Origin of the sequence: Paracoccus sp. S1E-3 (assembly GCF_013868135.1) — a bacterium.
Classification (GTDB): Bacteria; Pseudomonadota; Alphaproteobacteria; order Rhodobacterales; family Rhodobacteraceae; genus Paracoccus.
Map to the genome: position 1 here is coordinate 1 of NZ_JACEMU010000015.1, position 17,270 is coordinate 17,270.

Genomic DNA, 17,270 nt, shown 5'->3' on the forward strand with positions numbered 1-17,270 from the left:
GTAAGCTCCCGGTGAGGACCGTCTGACGCTGAAGGCGGGATGGATGTAGGAGGCTGAAGCTATGGACACCCATAGCTTCAGTTCCCAAGTCGAGGTTCTCTCGGTGACCGATAGTGGTCGGCAGCGTCGCTGGTCGGCTGCCGAGAAGATCCGTATCGTCGAGGAAAGCCTGTCGCGCCCGCGCAGCGTGGCGCTGACGGCGCGGCGTCACGATATCTCTCGCGCGTTGCTGACGCGCTGGCGGAAGGACTATCGCGAGGGCCTTCTCGGAAATGAGCCTGCCCTGACCTTTGCGCCGGTGATGATTGCTGCCGAACCTGTGCCTGTATCGGTATCACCTGCGGCAGAGCTGGAGATCTCCGATGCCGTCACAGTCGCGATCACACTGGTGAATGGCCGGCACCTCGTGGTTCCTGCGGGAATTGACCCGGTCATTCTGGCGCGGCTGCTTCCGGTGCTGGACAGCGCATGATCGCCTTTCCGGCGGGGGCGCGCGTGTGGATTGCAGGCGGGGTGACGGACATGCGGTGCGGGATGAACAGCCTGGCGCTGAAGGTCCAGCAGGGCCTGGGTCGCGATCCGCACGGTGGCGAGATCTTCTGCTTCCGGGGGCGCAAGGGTGACCTGATCAAGGTGTTGTGGCACGACGGGGTCGGCATGTCGCTGTATCTGAAGCGGCTGGAGGCGGGGAAGTTCATCTGGCCGGTGAGCCAGAATGGCTCAGCCGTTCCGGTTTCGGCGGCGCAGCTCGGCTATCTTCTGGAAGGAATCGACTGGCGCAATCCGCGCTGGACGCAGCGGCCTGCCTCGGCGGGTTGATAGTCAAAATACCCTTGTTTTATTGGACTATTCCGGGGTTTCGTGATAGGTCTTCGGCATGTCGGAGACCACCTCGGAGATCGCTGTTCTGCGCGCCGCACTCGCCGCGGCAGAGACTCGCGCATCTGCCGCAGAGGACGCCTTGGTCGCCGCCAAGGGGGAGTTGACCCAGGTTCAGGCGATCGTCTCGGCCTCTGAAGACATGATCCGGCACCTCCGACTGCAGATCGCCAAACTCCGCCGCGAGCAATATGGCCATGGTGCCGAACGCCATGCCCGGCTGATCGAGCAACTGGAGATGCAGCTCGAAGACATCGAGACCGACATTGCCGATGACCGGGCCAAAGCCGAGGCGACGGGCCCGAGGGCGATGGTCGCGGCCTTCGAACGCCGCCGCCCAGCCCGCAAGCCGTTCCCCGAGCATTTGCCCCGCGAGCGCGTCGTGGTTAAGGCGCCGACTTCCTGCACTTGCTGTGGTTCGGCGCGCATCGTGAAGATGGGCGAGGACATCACCGAGACGCTGGAGGTGATCCCGCGGCAGTGGAAGGTCGTGCAAACCGTCCGCGAGAAGTTCACCTGCCGCGACTGCGAGAAGATCAGCCAGCCGCCAGCGCCGTTCCACCCGACACCCCGGGGCTGGGCCGGCCCGAACCTGCTGGCCATGGTGCTGTTCGAGAAGTTTGGCCAGCATCAGCCCCTGAACAGGCAGGCCGAGCGCTATGCGAAGGAGGGCGTCGAGATCAGCCTCTCGACCCTGGCCGATCAGGTCGGGGCCTGTGCCGTGGCGCTGCAGCCGATCCACGATCTGATCCGCGCCCATGTCCTCGGCGCCGAGCGATTGCATGCTGACGACACGACCGTGCCGCTGCTGGCCAAAGGTGGCACGCAAACCGCCCGGCTCTGGACCTATCTGCGGGATGACCGGCCCTTTGCCGGTGGGGCGCCGCCGGCAGCGCTCTATTACTTCTCAACCGACCGCAGGAAAGAACACCCGACCCGGCATTTGACGGGCTGGACCGGCATCCTGCAAGCTGACGCCTATGGCGGTTACAACGATCTCTATCATGCCAGCCACAGGCCCGCGCCGGTGCTGAGCGCGCTGTGCTGGTCGCATGCCCGGCGCAAGTTCTTCGAACTGGCGGATATCAAAGCCACGGCCCGCAAGGGCAGATCGGTGGCCGAGGAGATCTCGCCCATCGCGCTGGAATCGGTCAAACGCTTCGACGCCATCTTCGATGCCGAGCGCGAGATCACCGGCCTGACCGCCGAGGCCCGCCATGACGCCCGTCAGCGGCTGGTGCGCCCGATGGTCCAGGATCTGCACAACTGGTTGCGGACCGAACGCGCCCGAATGTCGAAGCACAACCCCGTCGCCAAGGCGATCAACTACATGTTCGAGGAGGACGGCCGCTGGGACGCCTTCACCTGCTTCCTCGATGATGGCCGCATCTGCCTGACGAACAACGCAGCAGAACGCGCGCTGCGGGGCGTCGCCCTCGGGCGGAAAGCCTGGCTCTTCGCCGGATCTCCGCGCGGTGGCGACCGCGCCGCCTTCATGTATTCCCTGATCGTCACGGCCAAGATGAATGACGTCGACCCGCAGGCTTGGCTGGCCGATGTCCTTGCCCGGCTGCCGGACATACCCCTGTCGCGCCTGCCGGAACTTCTTCCCTGGAACTGGTCGCAAATACCGCAAAGGAGGGCCGCATGACCCTGATCGCCCGCCTCCGGATCCTTCTGAACGACGTCGATCCTCAGCCGATGCGCCATATCGAGGTGCCGCTGAAGATCAGGCTCGACCGGCTGCATGAGGTGGTCCAGGCGGCGATGGGCTGGACGGACACCCATCTCTACGAATTCAGGGCCGGGGGGGCGGGCTGGGGCGTGCCCGGTCCGGACGGATTCTACGACGGCCCGATGCCCGCGAAGAAGGCGACGCTGCAGAAGGTGCTCGAGGATACCGGCGTCAGGACGATCCAGTATGTCTACGACTTCGGCGATGACTGGGACCACAGCATCCGGATCGAGCGGGTCACCGAGGCCACCCCGGGCGTGACCTATCCAAGGCTTCTGAAGGCCAGCGGGGCCTGCCCGCCCGAGGATGTCGGCGGTGCTCCGGGCTACGAGGAATTCCTCGAAGCCCTCGCAGATCCGGACCACGAGCAGCACGACGACATGGTCGGCTGGTCAGGTGCAACCTTCGATCCCGAAGATGCCAGGATCGACAGGATCGTCGAACGCTTTGACCAACTCGCGAAGAAATGGTCCCCGCGGCCCGGCAAGCCCAAAGCACCCAAGCCCACTCCCTGAGCACGGACACCCGTCCGCGGCCTACGCCGGATGGTTACCATAGTTGCCGCTGGACCGCGATTTCTGAATGGCTACACTGCGAAACGCCGCGGCCGAGCGATCAGAATAGTTGCCGCTGGACCGCGATTTCTGAATGGCTACACTGGTCAAGACTATGGAAATCGAACGCGACCGGTTGCCGCTGGACCGCGATTTCTGAATGGCTACACTCAGCGCAGCTAACGCCCGCGCGATCATTCTGTTGCCGCTGGACCGCGATTTCTGAATGGCTACACTTCACGCTGCGCGCATTTTATTATATATATTGTTGCCGCTGGACCGCGATTTCTGAATGGCTACACTGCACGGCGCAGGCGGTTGCTTCCCAATCAAGTTGCCGCTGGACCGCGATTTCTGAATGGCTACACTTACCAAGCGCAGCACTCGTCGCAGCCAGCAGTTGCCGCTGGACCGCGATTTCTGAATGGCTACACTCAAGACCGGATTGATGCCTAGCTGCATCCAGTTGCCGCTGGACCGCGATTTCTGAATGGCTACACTACGCTATCCAACCGGGGATCGACGAGATTAGTTGCCGCTGGACCGCGATTTCTGAATGGCTACACTCATGTCTTTTCATTCAGCGACCGCAGCGAGTTGCCGCTGGACCGCGATTTCTGAATGGCTACACTGATCGAACGGCACCTGACGCGCGTCCAGCAGTTGCCGCTGGACCGCGATTTCTGAATGGCTACACTGCCCGGACTGGAAGCCCACGGAAGAATGCGTTGCCGCTGGACCGCGATTTCTGAATGGCTACACTGGGCGTTCGAGACCGTGCGCCGCGACGTGCAGTTGCCGCTGGACCGCGATTTCTGAATGGCTACACTATAGCGCATTTCCGTGCCGCCGCCAGCCAAGTTGCCGCTGGACCGCGATTTCTGAATGGCTACACTACGCTGGCGCTCATGGACGAGCGGGCGGCAGTTGCCGCTGGACCGCGATTTCTGAATGGCTACACTTCGTCCTTCTACAATCCATTGAAATACTTATGGAAAGCAGAAGGGCGGGTGTGGTGAAAATCATCGAATCGCATCAGAAAAGCACCAGTTGCGATGGATTTTCCCGGGCTCGTCGTCGGCCCTGGTCCGAAAAATGGACGATATCCCGATACTGACGGTCGGTCATGCTCAGGATCTGGACGTCGCCTTGTGAGGGCAGGCACCGCTCGATTCGGCGGATGCGGGCCTCAAAGGCTTCCTTGCCGTTCACGAAACGCGCGTAGATCGAGAACTGGCTGCGCTCGAAACCTTCGTCCAGCAGGAAGTTGCGGAAATCCCCCGCCGCCTTGCGCTGCGGTTTGGTGTCGGTCGGCAGGTCGAACATGACGAGGATCCACATGAGGCGATATCCGCTGAGAAAGGTGGCGGGGGCGTTCATCGACCAAGCCCCGCCAGCACAAGCGGCGCGGGGGATTCCGGCAGGGCAAGCGCCAGCCGCCGGGTCTCGAAGCTTTGGGCCAGCGATGTGGCCAGCCGCGACAGGGCGACCGAAACCGGGCTGGTCTCGCCGGTCAGCGGCAGATCGAGCGCGATCAGCTCTGCCATCCGGCGTTTCGCGTCAGAGGTGACGTCGGCGCCGTCACGTGCGGCGATTGCGCGGGCGGTGAGGTCGACGAGGGGCCGGAAGGGCTCCATCAGATCGTCGGCAAGTGCGAAGGCGTTCGCGCGGTTCGAGTGAAACAGCCCGATGGTCGGGTGCAGTCCGGCGGCCGCGACGGCGCGCGCGGTCGCGGCGCGCAGCACCGTATAGCCATAATTCAGCAGCGCATTAATGTCGGGCAGATCGGCGTCGCGCCGAAAATCCTTGCCCATCATCATCGGCCAATAGACCCTCGCGGCCTGCGCCTCGGCATTGCCGCTGTCGCCCGACTGCACGCCGCGGGCGATCTGCTCAAGCCGGGCGGGAGGTTGACCGATGGTGGCCAGTGCGGCGGCCTGCATCCTGATCTTTGCGATGACGATCTGCTTCCAGGCCTGCTTGATCAGCGGCGCGGGCGCATCCCATTGGGCGCGCATCCGCGCATTCTGTGCGTGGTGGCCGTCCAGCGAGCAAAGCACCGCGCGGGGCTGATGATTGGCCGCGCAAAGGATGACAGGCGCGCCGCGATCCGCCAGCTCGACCAGCAGCGAATTGCTCCAGGTGACGCCATGGGTATGGACGATGACCGCGGCAATCTGGTCCAGCGGCACACGGCCCAGCAACACGCCCTCGGCCTCGACCTTCAGAAAGCCCCTTTCGCGGGACAGATGTCGGCCTTCCTGGCTGATATCTATGATCTGGTCCAAGCCGGTAACTCACCACGAAAACACAAGAAAATGCTAACGTGACGGGCGATTCGCTCCTAACGGATTCTGTCCGGCGGCCGACCGGGGTCGCGGAAGCGGCCCATCTCGTCGACAACCACGCGCCGCGCCCCGGCCCTGATCAGCGCCGAGGGCTGCATGCGGATGAACACATCCTCCTTGTCCTTCCGGTAGCGCTGATCGGCATTGCTTTCGTTATGGGCAACCAGAGAAAGACCGCCGTTGACATCGAATTTTCTGACCGTGGCGATCACCGGCCCGAACTTGCTGTCATCAAGCTTGACCATGTCGTCCTTGAACAGCCGGATCAGCCGCTTCGCCGCCGGATGCGGGCGGGATTCGCCGCCCTGATGGGCGTCGAAGGTCGAGACGACGTGATGGGTCAGGCGACCATCGGGCAGGCGCCAGACCTCATAGCACTGGTTGCTGTCGCCCTTGTAACCCTTGTAGGCCTTGCCGTTCCGGTCACGGATCTTGATGACATCGACCGGTTCGATCAGGCGAAGATGGCGGATGCGATGATAGGGGCCGGGGCGGCCACGGAAGGCCTCGATCGCGGCCTTCAGGTCCTTGCCTTCCTTGCCCTCGATCGCGTGACGCAACAACCCAGCCAGATGCGAGTCACGGATCTTGTCCAGCATCGCCGGGGTCAGGCTGTCGATGGGTTTGCGGCTGACCACCAGCGGCACGCCGTTCAGGGTTTCGCTGGTCAGGCCATAAGCGGTGTCGTTGTGCAACTGCCCCGAGGTGCTGTCGCGCCCCTGCTTGCGTGCCTGCGCGTCGATCCGCCCGTGATCGGCGCGGTGGCTGACGATGGTGCGGTCGAGCTGCGTCTTCAGGTCATCGCGAAGGCCCGGCCATGGCGGCAGGATCGTGCCGGCTAGCGCCTCCAGCCCATTGGCGATATTCGCGGCGGACATTTTCGAGATGCGCTGAACCATGCTGTGGTCCGTCGCGCCGACGACGGCCGCGTCGATCATGTGATGGCGGTGATCCTGACGGTTCTTGGCCTTGGACGTGCCGCGATGCGCGTCGGGCAGCAGCCCGTTCAGGCCCCAATGACGCCGCAGCAACTCGGTCAGCTTGCCCGCGACCACCCAGATCGGGCGGCGGCCAGCCGCCAGCGCATCGGCGTAGAGGCTTTCCAGATATTCGCGGGTGAGACGCGACAGATATTGCGTATCGACAAGCGCCCGCGCCTCGAAGTTGCGCTCTCCTTCAAAGCGGGTCATGGCGTCGGGCTGGAACCGCCAGGCCTTGTTCCCGGGCAGGTTCTTCAGGTTCGCCTCGATAACGGGCCATTTCGGCGTGTTGCCCCAGGCCTCCCACGGGGTCTGATTGCGCTTCTCGCGGTTGGCGGATTTCAGACAGACCACCCGGTTGGGGAAACTGTCGTCCAGCGTGCGCGAATAGGGCAGGATATGGTCGATATCGCAGCTGCCGTCGAACAGCATGGCGGGGGTGATCTGCGTGCCCGTATAGGGGCAGACGCGGTTCAGCACATCGGACGAGCTTTCCTTCCAGATGCGCAGGATGGCGCGGCTGGCGCCATTATCGACAATGGCCGGCTGCCCGGCGGCGCGGGTGTCGTTCAGGATGGCGATATCGTCGCTGTTGGCTTCGGCGGCGCGCTGGTTCTTGGCGTTGGTCTTGGCCAGTTCGCGCTTCTCCTCCTCGCTCATCTTCAGGTTGCGGGCGAGTTCCAGCACGATCTGGTCGGGGCGGCCATGGGTGTCGATGATCAGGTTTACCAGCCGTCGCACCTGACCGAGGCCGATATGCACCGTCGGGTTGGTGATGCGGCCGAAGCGGGTGACCGGGTCGTCATCGGGCTCTCCGGTGCCGGGAAGCACATGACGGTCCAGCACCTCGCCGTAATAGGGCAGGCGTTCCAGCGCCTCGCCCTTGCCGAAGCGCGAATGGTCCCAGCCGCAGAAGGCCACCGCCTCATTATAGGTTGCCACCTCCTGATCGGCGGTGCCCCCGATCAGCACCTCAAGGATGCGGCGGGTGGCGGTTTCGCCGAGGCGACCGAAGCCCTCGGGCAAAGGCGCATCGGCGATGGCGCGGGCACGGTTGCGGTCGAAGCCGGTGCGGTCCATGATCCATTGCACCAGTGCTTCGCCATCCTGCTGTTCGCGCAGCTGCTGGATCAGCTCCCATTGCTGTTCAATGGTCAGGGTCGACCATTGCGCGCCGTAGCGGCCCTCATAGCCGAGGCTCATCCGCACCGGGTCGCAGGCGATCGAGTCGCGGTTGGCGGTTTCCAGAGAAAAACTCTGGTCCGGGCGCAGTTTGATGTCCTTGCCGAGCGCGGCGAGCGTCATCACGTTCTTGCCCGGCCCGGCGAGGATCTTGCGATTGTCGAGGGCATGGATGACGATGTCGCGTTCCTCGCGCGTCAGTCGGCGTTTGGCCTCGCCCGGTGTGACCACACGCAGCATGTTCACCGTTTCGTAAAGGGTGCGGCGCTGGGTCAGCGGATGCGCCTTGGGCAGGCGCGGTTCGGGCAGGAACAGGCAGCGCCCGACAGCCGGGGTTTTCAGGGGGCGCTGGTAAAAGATCGTCTCGAACAGGCTGTCGCGCAATTCGTCGGTCAGGGCCGCATGGTGCTGCGCCTGCGCCTGCCAGAGCTTGTGGAATTCCTCCTCCAGATGCCGGCGTTCGGGATAGAAGTCGTAGCCCGGCTGCTCCTTGCCGTCCTCGCCGGTCAGATGCGGGTTGATACGGGTGCGAACGGCGGGAACATCGCGCGCGTCGCCCGCCTGCTGACGCAGCATGTGCAGGAATTCACCATAGCTGCGCGCACCCGCAGCCATCATCGCCTGATCCAGCCGCGCGGTCGCGTCCTTGATCAGGCCGCCTTCATTGTCGCCCTTGTCGGTGCGCCGGTTCGACTTGAAGCCGCGCCGCTGGTTCAGGTGGAACAGCGCCCGCCCCAGATGCGGCAGCGGCAGCCGGTGGTCGAGGCCGAGCGCGCGCAGCTCGTAAGGGTCGATCGCGTTCAGCGCGGCGGCTTGGGCCGGATCCGAGGGCATCAGCCCGGCGGTGCCCAGACGCTTCATCAGCGCGGCGCGTCGGCGCAGATAGCGGTCGCGGCGCCGGCGCATCCCGCGGGCCGTGCGTCGCCCCACTGCCAGCGACTGCCCGGTCTTCGCCTCGCGGCCATCCCCGAAGATTCGCACGCCGCCATCGAGGATTCGGGTCGGGCGGTCATCGGTAATCTGATAAAGAATCCAGCCGATGGAGGAGGTGCCGATATCGAGGGCGAGGCGTGTGTGCATGGCATGACCGTAAATTTGGAACATTTGCATTGAATGCCGACCGATATGCGCTTGTCCATGGGATTTATTCGATAAGGGAATGCATTTGCTGAGAAATATGCTCTCGATCCGCGCCAGTTCCTTAACCGTAGTGAGAGCCGCGCCTTCTCCGATTCACTTCGGCAAAGGTCTGGTTCGCCCCGGCGGCGCTCCCGGTTCTGGACGAGCTTAAACGCTTCAGAGGGACGACGCAGATTCGATCTTTGCCGCACGCCGCGAGATTATCCACAATGTGCAATGATAGTGTTTGCGACGTATTTGCGTTGCGGCTGGACCGCGATCTCTGAATGACGAAACGCTCTTGACGTTTCGTTCCTGACGCGATTATCTGAGAACATTCAGAAATCGCGGTCGAGCGGTTAACAAGCTCGACAGAGCACCACATTGGAACACGGGCTACGGCCCGTGTTTCCTTTTGGTGTGATCGGATCGGCGCTGACTTAGCCCAAGGCAGAATTTCTGGTCAGAACTCCGGTTTGCGGGCTGTCCAGAAAACAGCCGGGAAAGAACTGCCCTAGATACCCATTTAACGTCGCAGACGCTTCGGCAGCGATATTCATCGCTGGTCGGGCAATCGGCGATGCCTGTTCTGCAGAGAAGTCGCTGCGGGTGGTGATGCGGATTCCGTTGGCGACCCGGAAAATGCCGGCAATGGGTTGGGGAATGCGCCGGCAACCTATCTCGCTCTGTTGGAAGGCGCTTTCAAACCTGCCGATCGGCGTGTCGCGCGGGCGAGCCGGGAAAGCAGTATCGACAAGCGATTTCCCTCTCCGTCATGACCGGCACGTCAATCAGGAACGCCGCTGTGGGAAACAGGTCACCAAGGGCAGTGCCACAGGGTCGGTGCCGATGAAGCATCGCCTTGCTGCCGTTGCGGTGAGGGGCAGACAACCCCACCGCAACGGCCGCGAAGACGGCCGACCCGATGGCCGGTATCACCGCGTCACGCCTCGCGTTCGGGATTGAAGCGCAGCAGGCGCAGGGCGTTCAGGGTGACCAGAACTGTGGCGCCGGTATCGGCCATGATGGCGATCCACAGACCGGTCAGCCCCAGAACCGAGGTCACCAGGAACACCGCCTTCAGACCCAGCGCCAGGGTCACGTTCTGGCGGATATTGGTCATGGTGGCGCGGGCGAGGCGAAGCAACGCCGGAATGTCCGTCACCCGGTCGCGCAGGATCGCTGCGTCGGCGGTTTCCAGCGCTACATCGGTGCCCGAACCCATCGCCGCGCCGACATTGGCCTGCTTCAGCGCCGGAGCGTCGTTGATGCCGTCCCCGATCATCATCACGCCGCCCTGTTCGCTCATCCTGCGGATCGCGATCAGCTTGTCTTCCGGCATCATGTCGGCCTGAAACTCCATGCCCAGGCCGCCGGCGATGGCCGCTGCCGTGCGGGGATTGTCCCCGGTCAGGATGACCGAGCTGACGCCCATCCCGGTCAGCTGGCGCACCGCCTCGGCCGCGTCGCCACGCGGTTCGTCACGCATGGCGATCAGGCCGAGCGGGGTCTTGTCGCGGAAAACGGCGACGGCAGTCTTGCCTTCGTCTTCAAAGCCAGCCGCCTGCCGCAATCCGGCTTCGTCCAGCCCCCCGATTTCCAGCGCGTGGCGCGGCGAGGCGACCCAGGCCGGTGCATCGCCGACGGTGGCGGTCGCGCCCTTGCCCATCAGCGCCCTGGCATCGCGCGAGGGCAGGGGCTGGACGCCCGCCTCCTGCGCCTTGTTCAGGATGGCCACGGCCAGCGGGTGGCTGGATCCCGTTTCGACGCCTGCGGCGACGGCCAGCAGGTCGACCTCGGTCACCTCGCCGAAGGTGACGATATCGGTGACGGCCGGGCGGCCATGGGTCAGCGTGCCGGTCTTGTCAAAGGCGACGCGGCGCGTTCGGGCCGCGGCCTCGATCACCGCGCCGCCTTTCATCAGCAAGCCGCGCCGCGCGCCGGTTGAGAGGGCCGACGCGATCGAGGCCGGAACCGAGATCACCAGCGCGCAAGGGCAGCCGATCAGCAGCAGCGCCAGTCCGCGATAGATCCATGTGTCCCAGGGCTGCCCGAAGGCCAGCGGCGGCACCACGACGACCAAGGCCGCGACGGCGACGATGGCGGGCATGTACCAGCGGCTGAAGCGGTCGATGAAACGTTCGGTCGGCGCGCGCGCGTCCTCGGCTTCCTCGACCAGCCGGATGATGCGGGCGATGGTGTTGTCCTCGGCCGCCTTGGTGACGGTGATGCGCAGCGCCGCCTCGGTATTGATCGAGCCGGCGAAGACGGGATCGCCCGGCCCCTTGGTGACCGGCACGCTTTCGCCCGTCACCGGACTGTCATCGACGCCCGAGGTGCCCTCGGCGATCTCGCCATCTGCCGGGATGCGGTCGCCGGGACGGACAAGGACGGTTTGTCCGACCAGCAGGCTCGATGCCGGGACCTCGCGCGTTGCCCCGCCCACCTCCAGCAGCGCGGTCTTGGGGACCAGGTTGGCGAGCGCGCGGATACCGTCGCGCGCCTTGCCGGCGGCGACGCCTTCCAGCACCTCGCCCACCGCGAACAGAAAGACGACGAGCGCGGCCTCCTCTGCGGCATTGATGAACAGGGCGCCGATGGCGGCGACCGTCATCAGGCTTTCGATGGTGAAGGGCTGGCCCATGCGCAGCGCCGCGAAGGCGCGCCGGGCGATGGGGGCGACCCCGATCACACAAGCCGCGACAAAGGCCCATTTGCCGATCTGCGGGGCAAGCAGTTCGATGATCCAGGCCGCAGCCAGCAGGATCGCGGTGAAGATCACCAGTTTGCCCTTGGCGGTCTGATACCATCGCTTGCCACGGTCGGCGGGGTCATCATGGACATGGCCGGGGCTGCCATGTCCAATGTCGTTGCGGGCTACAGCGGCCTTCTTCGGCCCATGGTCATGGTCATGGTCATGGTCGTGGTCATGCGCGTGGTCGTGGTCATGGTCATGTCCGGCATGATCGTGCCCATTCCCCGCCGCGGGGCCGTCCCCCGACAGGACGAAGTCCTGTTTTGCCCCCGCCGTGCGCGGTGCGATGCCATAGCCAAGCGATTTCACGACCGCCTCGACCTTTTCGCGGCCTGTCTGGGTTTCGTCCAGCGTCAGGCGCAGCCGCTCCGACATGATGCCGATCTCGACGCCGCTGACCCCCGGCAGGCGCCTCACGGCGTCCTTGATCTTTGTCGCGCAGGACCCGCAATCCATGCCGGAAACCGTCCAGTCACAGGCGGCGGCGCTTTGTTTTTCGGATGTCGTCATGCTGTTCCCTCGGCCCCGGACAGGGCAATTGCCTTCATCGAATCGAAATCTAAGGTCTCTAGCAACTAGAGGTTCAAGGGGAATCCGCGGCTGAAAACGGGTAAATTTCTCGCCGGCGCACGGTAAAGGCGCCGCCGATCCCTCAAGGAGGGGAGGTCGACCCTCTGCGCGACCCGCCGGCGCTCGGGTGGCTATTCGGAACGCGGATGCGCCGCGCCCTCCCAACCGGGGGGGCTGAAACTCGATCTGCACGGCAGCAACGCAAGTCGCAGAAGATTGACATATTGCCGATGCAACAAGGTCTTGCACAGACACGCGGTACCGTTTCCAATAGCGTCCAGACCCGTTTCTGACCCTTTCTCTCGTTTCCCGAGGATTTCATGAGAGTCATTGTTCTCGGCGCCGGCATTATCGGCGTCACCTCGGCCTACCAGCTTGCCAAGGCGGGGCACGAAGTCACCGTCGTCGATCGTCAGCCCGGCCCGGCGCTGGAGACCAGCTTTGCCAATGCGGGCGAGGTCTCGTTCGGCTATTGCTCGCCCTGGGCCGCGCCCGGCATTCCGATGAAGGCGATCAAATGGCTGCTGATGCAGCACGCGCCACTGATCCTGCGGCCCAAGGTCGACCGGGCGATGATTTCCTGGATGCTGCAGATGCTGACCAACTGCACCTCCAGACGCTATGCTATCAACAAAGGCCGGATGCTGCGGCTGGCCGATTACAGCCGGATCGCGCTTGCGGAACTGCGCGCAGAGACCGGCATCTCCTATGACGAACGGGTGAAGGGCACGCTGCAGCTGTTCCGCACCGAGGCGCAGCTGGACGCCTCGGCAAAGGACGTGAAGGCGCTGGCGGCGGACGGGGTGCCCTATGAAATCCTCGACCCGGAAGGTTGCATCCGGGCCGAGCCCGCGCTGCGCCATGCGCGCGAGAAGATCGTCGGCGGTCTGCTGACCCCGCAGGATGAAACCGGCGATTGCTTCAAATTCGCCAATGCGCTGGCGGTGCAGGCCGCCGCCTTGGGCGTGCAGTTCAATTATGACAGCATCATCCGCAGCATCGAGGTCGAACGCGGCGAGGTGCGCGCCGTGGTCACCGCGAATGGCAGGCTGGAAGCGGATGCCGTGGTTGTGGCGCTTGGCAGCTTCTCGCCCCTGCTGGTCAAGTCGCACGGGATCCGGCTGCCCGTCTATCCGGTCAAGGGCTATTCGCTGACCATTCCGATCGTCGATCCGGCGCTCGCCCCCGAATCGACGGTCATGGACGAGACCTACAAGATCGCCATCACCAGGTTGGGCGAGCGTATCCGCGTCGGCGGCATGGCCGAAATTTCCGGCTATACCAACGATCTGGGAGAGCCGCGCCGGCTGACGCTGCAACATTCCGTCACCGATCTGTTCCCCGGCGGCGACGTGTCGCGGGCGCGCTTCTGGTCGGGGCTGCGCCCGATGACGCCGGACGGCACCCCGGTGATCGGTCCCACCAGGGTCAAGGGTCTGTTCCTGAATACCGGACACGGCACGCTCGGCTGGACGATGTCCTCGGGTTCGGCCCGGGTGATCGCCGATCTCGTTTCCGGCCGCGCGCCGGAGATCGACGCGACCGACCTGGCCGTGGCGCGCTACAGCTAGCCTCGCCCGAGTCGCCGCCAGGCTGCGACGCTGGCGCCGGGCGCCGCGCGAAGCGGCTGACCCGCGCTGAAACGGGACCGCGACAGCGACAGTGACAGCGGCGGCGGTTTCCGCTGCTGCCCACAGCCCGCTCGGCTTTGGATCGGCCGCCCATGCGGACGCACCGCGACGGGGGGCCGCGCCTTGCAGATGCGGGCCGCCTTCGGGGGGCTGCTCGACAGTTTGGGGGCGCGCGGTTACTTTGACGGCAGAGCGCGAAGGGAGAACGGGGATGAGGATAGGCGAGCTTTCCCGGCGGACCGGGCTCTCGCAATCCCGCATCCGCTATTACGAGCGGATCGGCCTCTTGCGGGCGGTTGAGCGGTTGCCGAACGGCTATCGTGTCTATCCCGAAAATGCGGTCATCATCATCGGCCTGATCCTGTTGGCGCAGGATGCGGGCTTCACGCTGGAGGAGATGCAGATGCTGGTCCCGCGCGATCTGGCGGTCTGGGACCACGACCTGCTGACTGCGACGCTGAGCCGGAAAATCACCGAGATCGAGATCGCGCAGGCGCGCCTCGCAGCCAGCAAGGCGCATCTGCTGGCCATCAGCGAAGCCCTTTCCAGCCGCCCAGACGGCATGGATTGCGCCAGCAATGCCGAACGGGTGATGTCGCTGGCCATGCTTGGCAGGGCGCATATGGTCCAACGCGGGGGGCATGCCGCAGCTGCGGCGGATATGTAGATTACCGGCTGCAGGCCGCCCCGGCCAGCGGCATTTGGCCCGATCCTCCCGGCGGTCAGCGGAGGTGCGAATGGCCTTCTTCAGGGCGCTTGACCCTTAACTCCGGTTCAATGTTAGCCTTGGCTGGCATCCCCGCGAATCGTCCTGAAAAGAGGAGGTCGTCAGCTTTCGGATACCGAATCTTCCTGCCGTGCCGCCTTTCGGCAGAAGACTGTTTGTGAACGATTATTTGCGTTGATGTGTTGAAGACGCTGCGTCTGTCTGCCGGGTATTCGATTCCTTCGGCCGCGTGCTGAAACCGTCCGACGACGCCATCCTTTCCGGGAAAAATTCGCCGTGGTGCCACAGTCATTGAGATATATCGGAGTAATATAAATGGGTTACGTTACCACGGATGATGGCGTCGAAATCTACTTCAAGGACTGGGGCCCGAAAGACGCTCCGGTCATCTTCTTTCACCATGGCTGGCCGCTGAGCGCGGATGACTGGGACGCCCAGATGATGTTCTTTCTGGGCGAGGGCTTCCGCGTCATCGCCACCGACCGTCGCGGCCATGGCCGTTCGCAACAGGTCTGGGACGGTCACGACATGGATCATTATGCCGATGACACCGCCGCCGTGGTCAGGCATCTGGGCGTGCAGGGGGCGGTCCATGTCGGCCATTCGACCGGCGGCGGTGTGGTCGCGCGCTATATCGCGCGGCACCCGGAAGACAAGGTCGCCAAGGGTGTGCTGATCAGCGCGGTGCCGCCGCTGATGGTCAAGACGGCGGATAACCCGGACGGGATCGACAAGTCGGTCTTTGACGACTTCCAGAAGAACACCAGGGAAAACCGCGCGCAGTTCTTCCATGACGTGCCGGCGGGACCGTTCTATGGCTATAACCGTCCGGGTGCGAAGGCGTCGGAGCCGGTGATCGACAACTGGTGGCGTCAGGGCATGATGGGCGGCGCCAAGGCGCATTACGACAGCATCGTTGCCTTCTCGCAGACCGATTTCCGCGACGATCTGAAAAGCATCACCACGCCGATGATGGTCATGCACGGGTTGGACGATCAGGTTGTCCCGTTCGAGATCTCGGGCAAGAAATCGGCCGAACTGCTGCAGAACTGCGTGCTGAAGACCTATCCGGGCTTCCCGCACGGCATGCCCACCACCGAGGCCGAGACGATCAACAGGGATCTGCTGGCCTTCATTCGCGGCTGAAGATTTTCAGCGGGTCAGCGGGTCAGTCCGCTGACCCTTTTCCTTGAAGCGGTGGAGCGACGGCCGGGGCATGCGCTTCGTGGCTACAAGGCGATGGTGGGGCCGGCAGCCACGCGCCGATCCGGGCGAGGCTCCACGTCAAGCTCGGACCCGGCGCAGATAAAGGCTATTCCGCGGCGCGCCTGGGCAGAACCCAGTTCGGGCGCGGGAAGTGGCAGGTATAGCCGTTCGGGATGCGTTCCAGATAGTCCTGATGCTCCGGCTCGGCCTGCCAGAAATCGCCTGCCGGCTTCACCTCGGTCACCACCTTGCCCGGCCACAGGCCCGAGGCATCCACATCCGCGATCGTCTCCAGCGCGGTCTGATGCTGCGCGTCGGAGGTGTAATATATCCCCGAGCGATAGCTGGTGCCGCGGTCATTGCCCTGCCGGTCGCGGGTCGAAGGGTCGTGGATCTGGAAAAAGAATTCCAGCAGCTGGCGATAGCTGATCTTCGCCGGATCGAACAGGATCTCGATCCCCTCGGCATGGCTGCCGTGATTGCGATACGTGGCGTTCGCCACATCGCCGCCGGTATAACCCACGCGGGTCGCTTCGACCCCCGGCAACTTGCGGATCAGATCCTGCATGCCCCAGAAGCAGCCCCCGGCCAAAACAGCACGTTCGGTCATCAGCTCTCCTCCACCTGATCCAGATAGTCGCCATAACCTTCGGCCGCCATCTCTGCCTTGGGGACAAAGCGCAGGCTGGCCGAGTTGATGCAGTAGCGCAGGCCGCCCATCTCGCGCGGGCCATCCGGGAAGACGTGGCCCAGATGGCTGTCGCCATGGGCGGACCGCACCTCGGTGCGGATCATGCCGTGGCTGGTGTCGCGCAACTCGTTGACATTCGCGTCGACGATGGGTTTGGAAAACGACGGCCAGCCGCAGCCCGAATTGAACTTGGAACTGGAGGCGAAGAGCGGCTCGCCCGAGACGATGTCGACATAGATACCGGGTTCGAAATGCTCGTCATATTCGCCGGTAAAGGCGCGCTCGGTGCCGTTCTGCTGGGTCACGCGGAACTGTTCGGGCGTCAGGCGGGCAATCGCATCGTCGGATTTCGTATAGGTCATCCTTGGTCCCCCTATATGCTTGCTGCTCGCATGTAGGCAGGCGGGGATGCATTTCCAATGGCGTCACGCGTTGGTATTCGGCTTTTGGCCGCCGGTTCCTCAACCCGTCGCGCGCCGCGCGGCCCTGCTGGCTTCCAGTTCCGCCATCAGCGCTTCGATCCGTTGCTTGCGGTCCTGGGCTTCGGCGATCAGGGCAGTGATCGAGTCGCGCTTGCCGGCCAGCAGTTCCAGCGCGTCCGCGCAGGACACGATATGTTCGCCGGTGCCGATTCCGACACCCGAGATTTCGCGCAGCGTAAAGCCGAGGCCCTGCGCCTGTTCGATGAAACGCAGAAGCGTCACCAGTTCGGCCGGATAATCGCGATAGCCGTTGGCGCTGCGGTCGGCAGCCGGGATGATCCCCTCGCGTTCATAGAAACGGATGCGCGACGTGCTGACGCCGGCGGCCTTGGCGATTTCGCCGATTTTCATGGCGCAGGTCCTTAACCTTCAACTTGAGTTAAAGCCTTATATGCCCTGCACACCGAATTC

General features: G+C 64.1%; 14 protein-coding genes and 1 CRISPR repeat array. Of the genes, 7 read left to right on the forward strand and 7 right to left on the reverse strand.

Annotated elements, in window-relative coordinates; genetic code table 11:
- The first annotated feature begins 61 nt into the window (after positions 1 to 61).
- The 4 genes from H1S04_RS13495 to H1S04_RS13510 are packed head-to-tail and all read left to right on the forward strand — an operon-like array spanning position 62 to position 3,129.
- On the forward strand, positions 62 to 472 hold the full coding sequence (locus tag H1S04_RS13495; RefSeq protein ID WP_181745531.1) for a transposase: 411 nt from the start codon (positions 62 to 64) through the stop codon (positions 470 to 472).
- Positions 469 to 819: an IS66 family insertion sequence element accessory protein TnpB gene (gene tnpB, locus H1S04_RS13500; protein WP_112312267.1), complete on the forward strand. Its 351-nt coding sequence runs from the start codon at positions 469 to 471 to the stop codon at positions 817 to 819. The genes H1S04_RS13495 and tnpB overlap by 4 nt, the downstream gene beginning before the upstream one ends.
- Positions 820 to 877: 58 nt before the next feature.
- A complete protein-coding gene (locus H1S04_RS13505) occupies positions 878 to 2,530 on the forward strand; it encodes an IS66 family transposase (RefSeq protein WP_181745530.1) in 1,653 nt (550 codons plus the stop codon).
- A complete protein-coding gene (locus H1S04_RS13510; RefSeq protein WP_181745529.1) occupies positions 2,527 to 3,129 on the forward strand; it encodes a plasmid pRiA4b ORF-3 family protein in 603 nt (200 codons plus the stop codon). Before H1S04_RS13505 ends, H1S04_RS13510 begins: the two co-directional genes overlap by 4 nt.
- A gap of 42 nt (positions 3,130 to 3,171) precedes the next feature.
- A CRISPR array of direct repeats spans positions 3,172 to 4,130; the repeat unit is 36 nt; unit sequence GTTGCCGCTGGACCGCGATTTCTGAATGGCTACACT.
- A 73-nt stretch (positions 4,131 to 4,203) separates the two neighbouring features.
- On the opposite strand, the gene cas2 is transcribed toward H1S04_RS13510, so the two are convergent.
- From cas2 to H1S04_RS13530, 4 genes are all read right to left on the reverse strand, one after another.
- A complete protein-coding gene (cas2, locus tag H1S04_RS13515) occupies positions 4,204 to 4,548 on the reverse strand; it encodes a CRISPR-associated endonuclease Cas2 (protein WP_255435619.1) in 345 nt (114 codons plus the stop codon).
- Positions 4,545 to 5,456, reverse strand: coding sequence for a type II CRISPR-associated endonuclease Cas1 (gene cas1, locus H1S04_RS13520; RefSeq protein WP_181746066.1), 912 nt, complete (start codon positions 5,454 to 5,456; stop codon positions 4,545 to 4,547). Before cas1 ends, cas2 begins: the two co-directional genes overlap by 4 nt.
- Positions 5,457 to 5,512: 56 nt before the next feature.
- Complete coding sequence (gene cas9 / locus H1S04_RS13525) at positions 5,513 to 8,758, reverse strand: type II CRISPR RNA-guided endonuclease Cas9 (RefSeq protein ID WP_181746067.1); 3,246 nt, start codon at positions 8,756 to 8,758, stop codon at positions 5,513 to 5,515.
- A gap of 982 nt (positions 8,759 to 9,740) precedes the next feature.
- On the reverse strand, positions 9,741 to 12,062 hold the full coding sequence (locus tag H1S04_RS13530; protein ID WP_181746068.1) for a heavy metal translocating P-type ATPase: 2,322 nt from the start codon (positions 12,060 to 12,062) through the stop codon (positions 9,741 to 9,743).
- Between the two features lie 380 nt (positions 12,063 to 12,442).
- Here H1S04_RS13530 and H1S04_RS13535 point away from each other — a divergent pair, with 380 nt between their 5' ends.
- From H1S04_RS13535 to H1S04_RS13545, 3 genes are all read left to right on the forward strand, one after another.
- A complete protein-coding gene (locus tag H1S04_RS13535) occupies positions 12,443 to 13,693 on the forward strand; it encodes a D-amino acid dehydrogenase (RefSeq protein WP_181746069.1) in 1,251 nt (416 codons plus the stop codon).
- 271 nt (positions 13,694 to 13,964) lie between these two features.
- On the forward strand, positions 13,965 to 14,420 hold the full coding sequence (locus tag H1S04_RS13540) for a MerR family DNA-binding transcriptional regulator (protein ID WP_181746070.1): 456 nt from the start codon (positions 13,965 to 13,967) through the stop codon (positions 14,418 to 14,420).
- A gap of 375 nt (positions 14,421 to 14,795) precedes the next feature.
- Positions 14,796 to 15,626: an alpha/beta fold hydrolase gene (locus H1S04_RS13545; protein WP_181746071.1), complete on the forward strand. Its 831-nt coding sequence runs from the start codon at positions 14,796 to 14,798 to the stop codon at positions 15,624 to 15,626.
- 166 nt (positions 15,627 to 15,792) lie between these two features.
- On the opposite strand, the gene msrA is transcribed toward H1S04_RS13545, so the two are convergent.
- The 3 genes from msrA to H1S04_RS13560 all read right to left on the reverse strand — a co-directional run bounded on the left by msrA (position 15,793) and on the right by H1S04_RS13560 (position 17,210).
- On the reverse strand, positions 15,793 to 16,296 hold the full coding sequence (gene msrA / locus H1S04_RS13550; protein ID WP_181746072.1) for a peptide-methionine (S)-S-oxide reductase MsrA: 504 nt from the start codon (positions 16,294 to 16,296) through the stop codon (positions 15,793 to 15,795).
- A complete protein-coding gene (gene msrB, locus H1S04_RS13555; protein ID WP_181746073.1) occupies positions 16,296 to 16,739 on the reverse strand; it encodes a peptide-methionine (R)-S-oxide reductase MsrB in 444 nt (147 codons plus the stop codon). Before msrB ends, msrA begins: the two co-directional genes overlap by 1 nt.
- 99 nt (positions 16,740 to 16,838) lie before the next feature.
- Positions 16,839 to 17,210, reverse strand: coding sequence for a MerR family transcriptional regulator (locus H1S04_RS13560; protein ID WP_181746074.1), 372 nt, complete (start codon positions 17,208 to 17,210; stop codon positions 16,839 to 16,841).
- Positions 17,211 to 17,270: the final 60 nt, after the last annotated feature.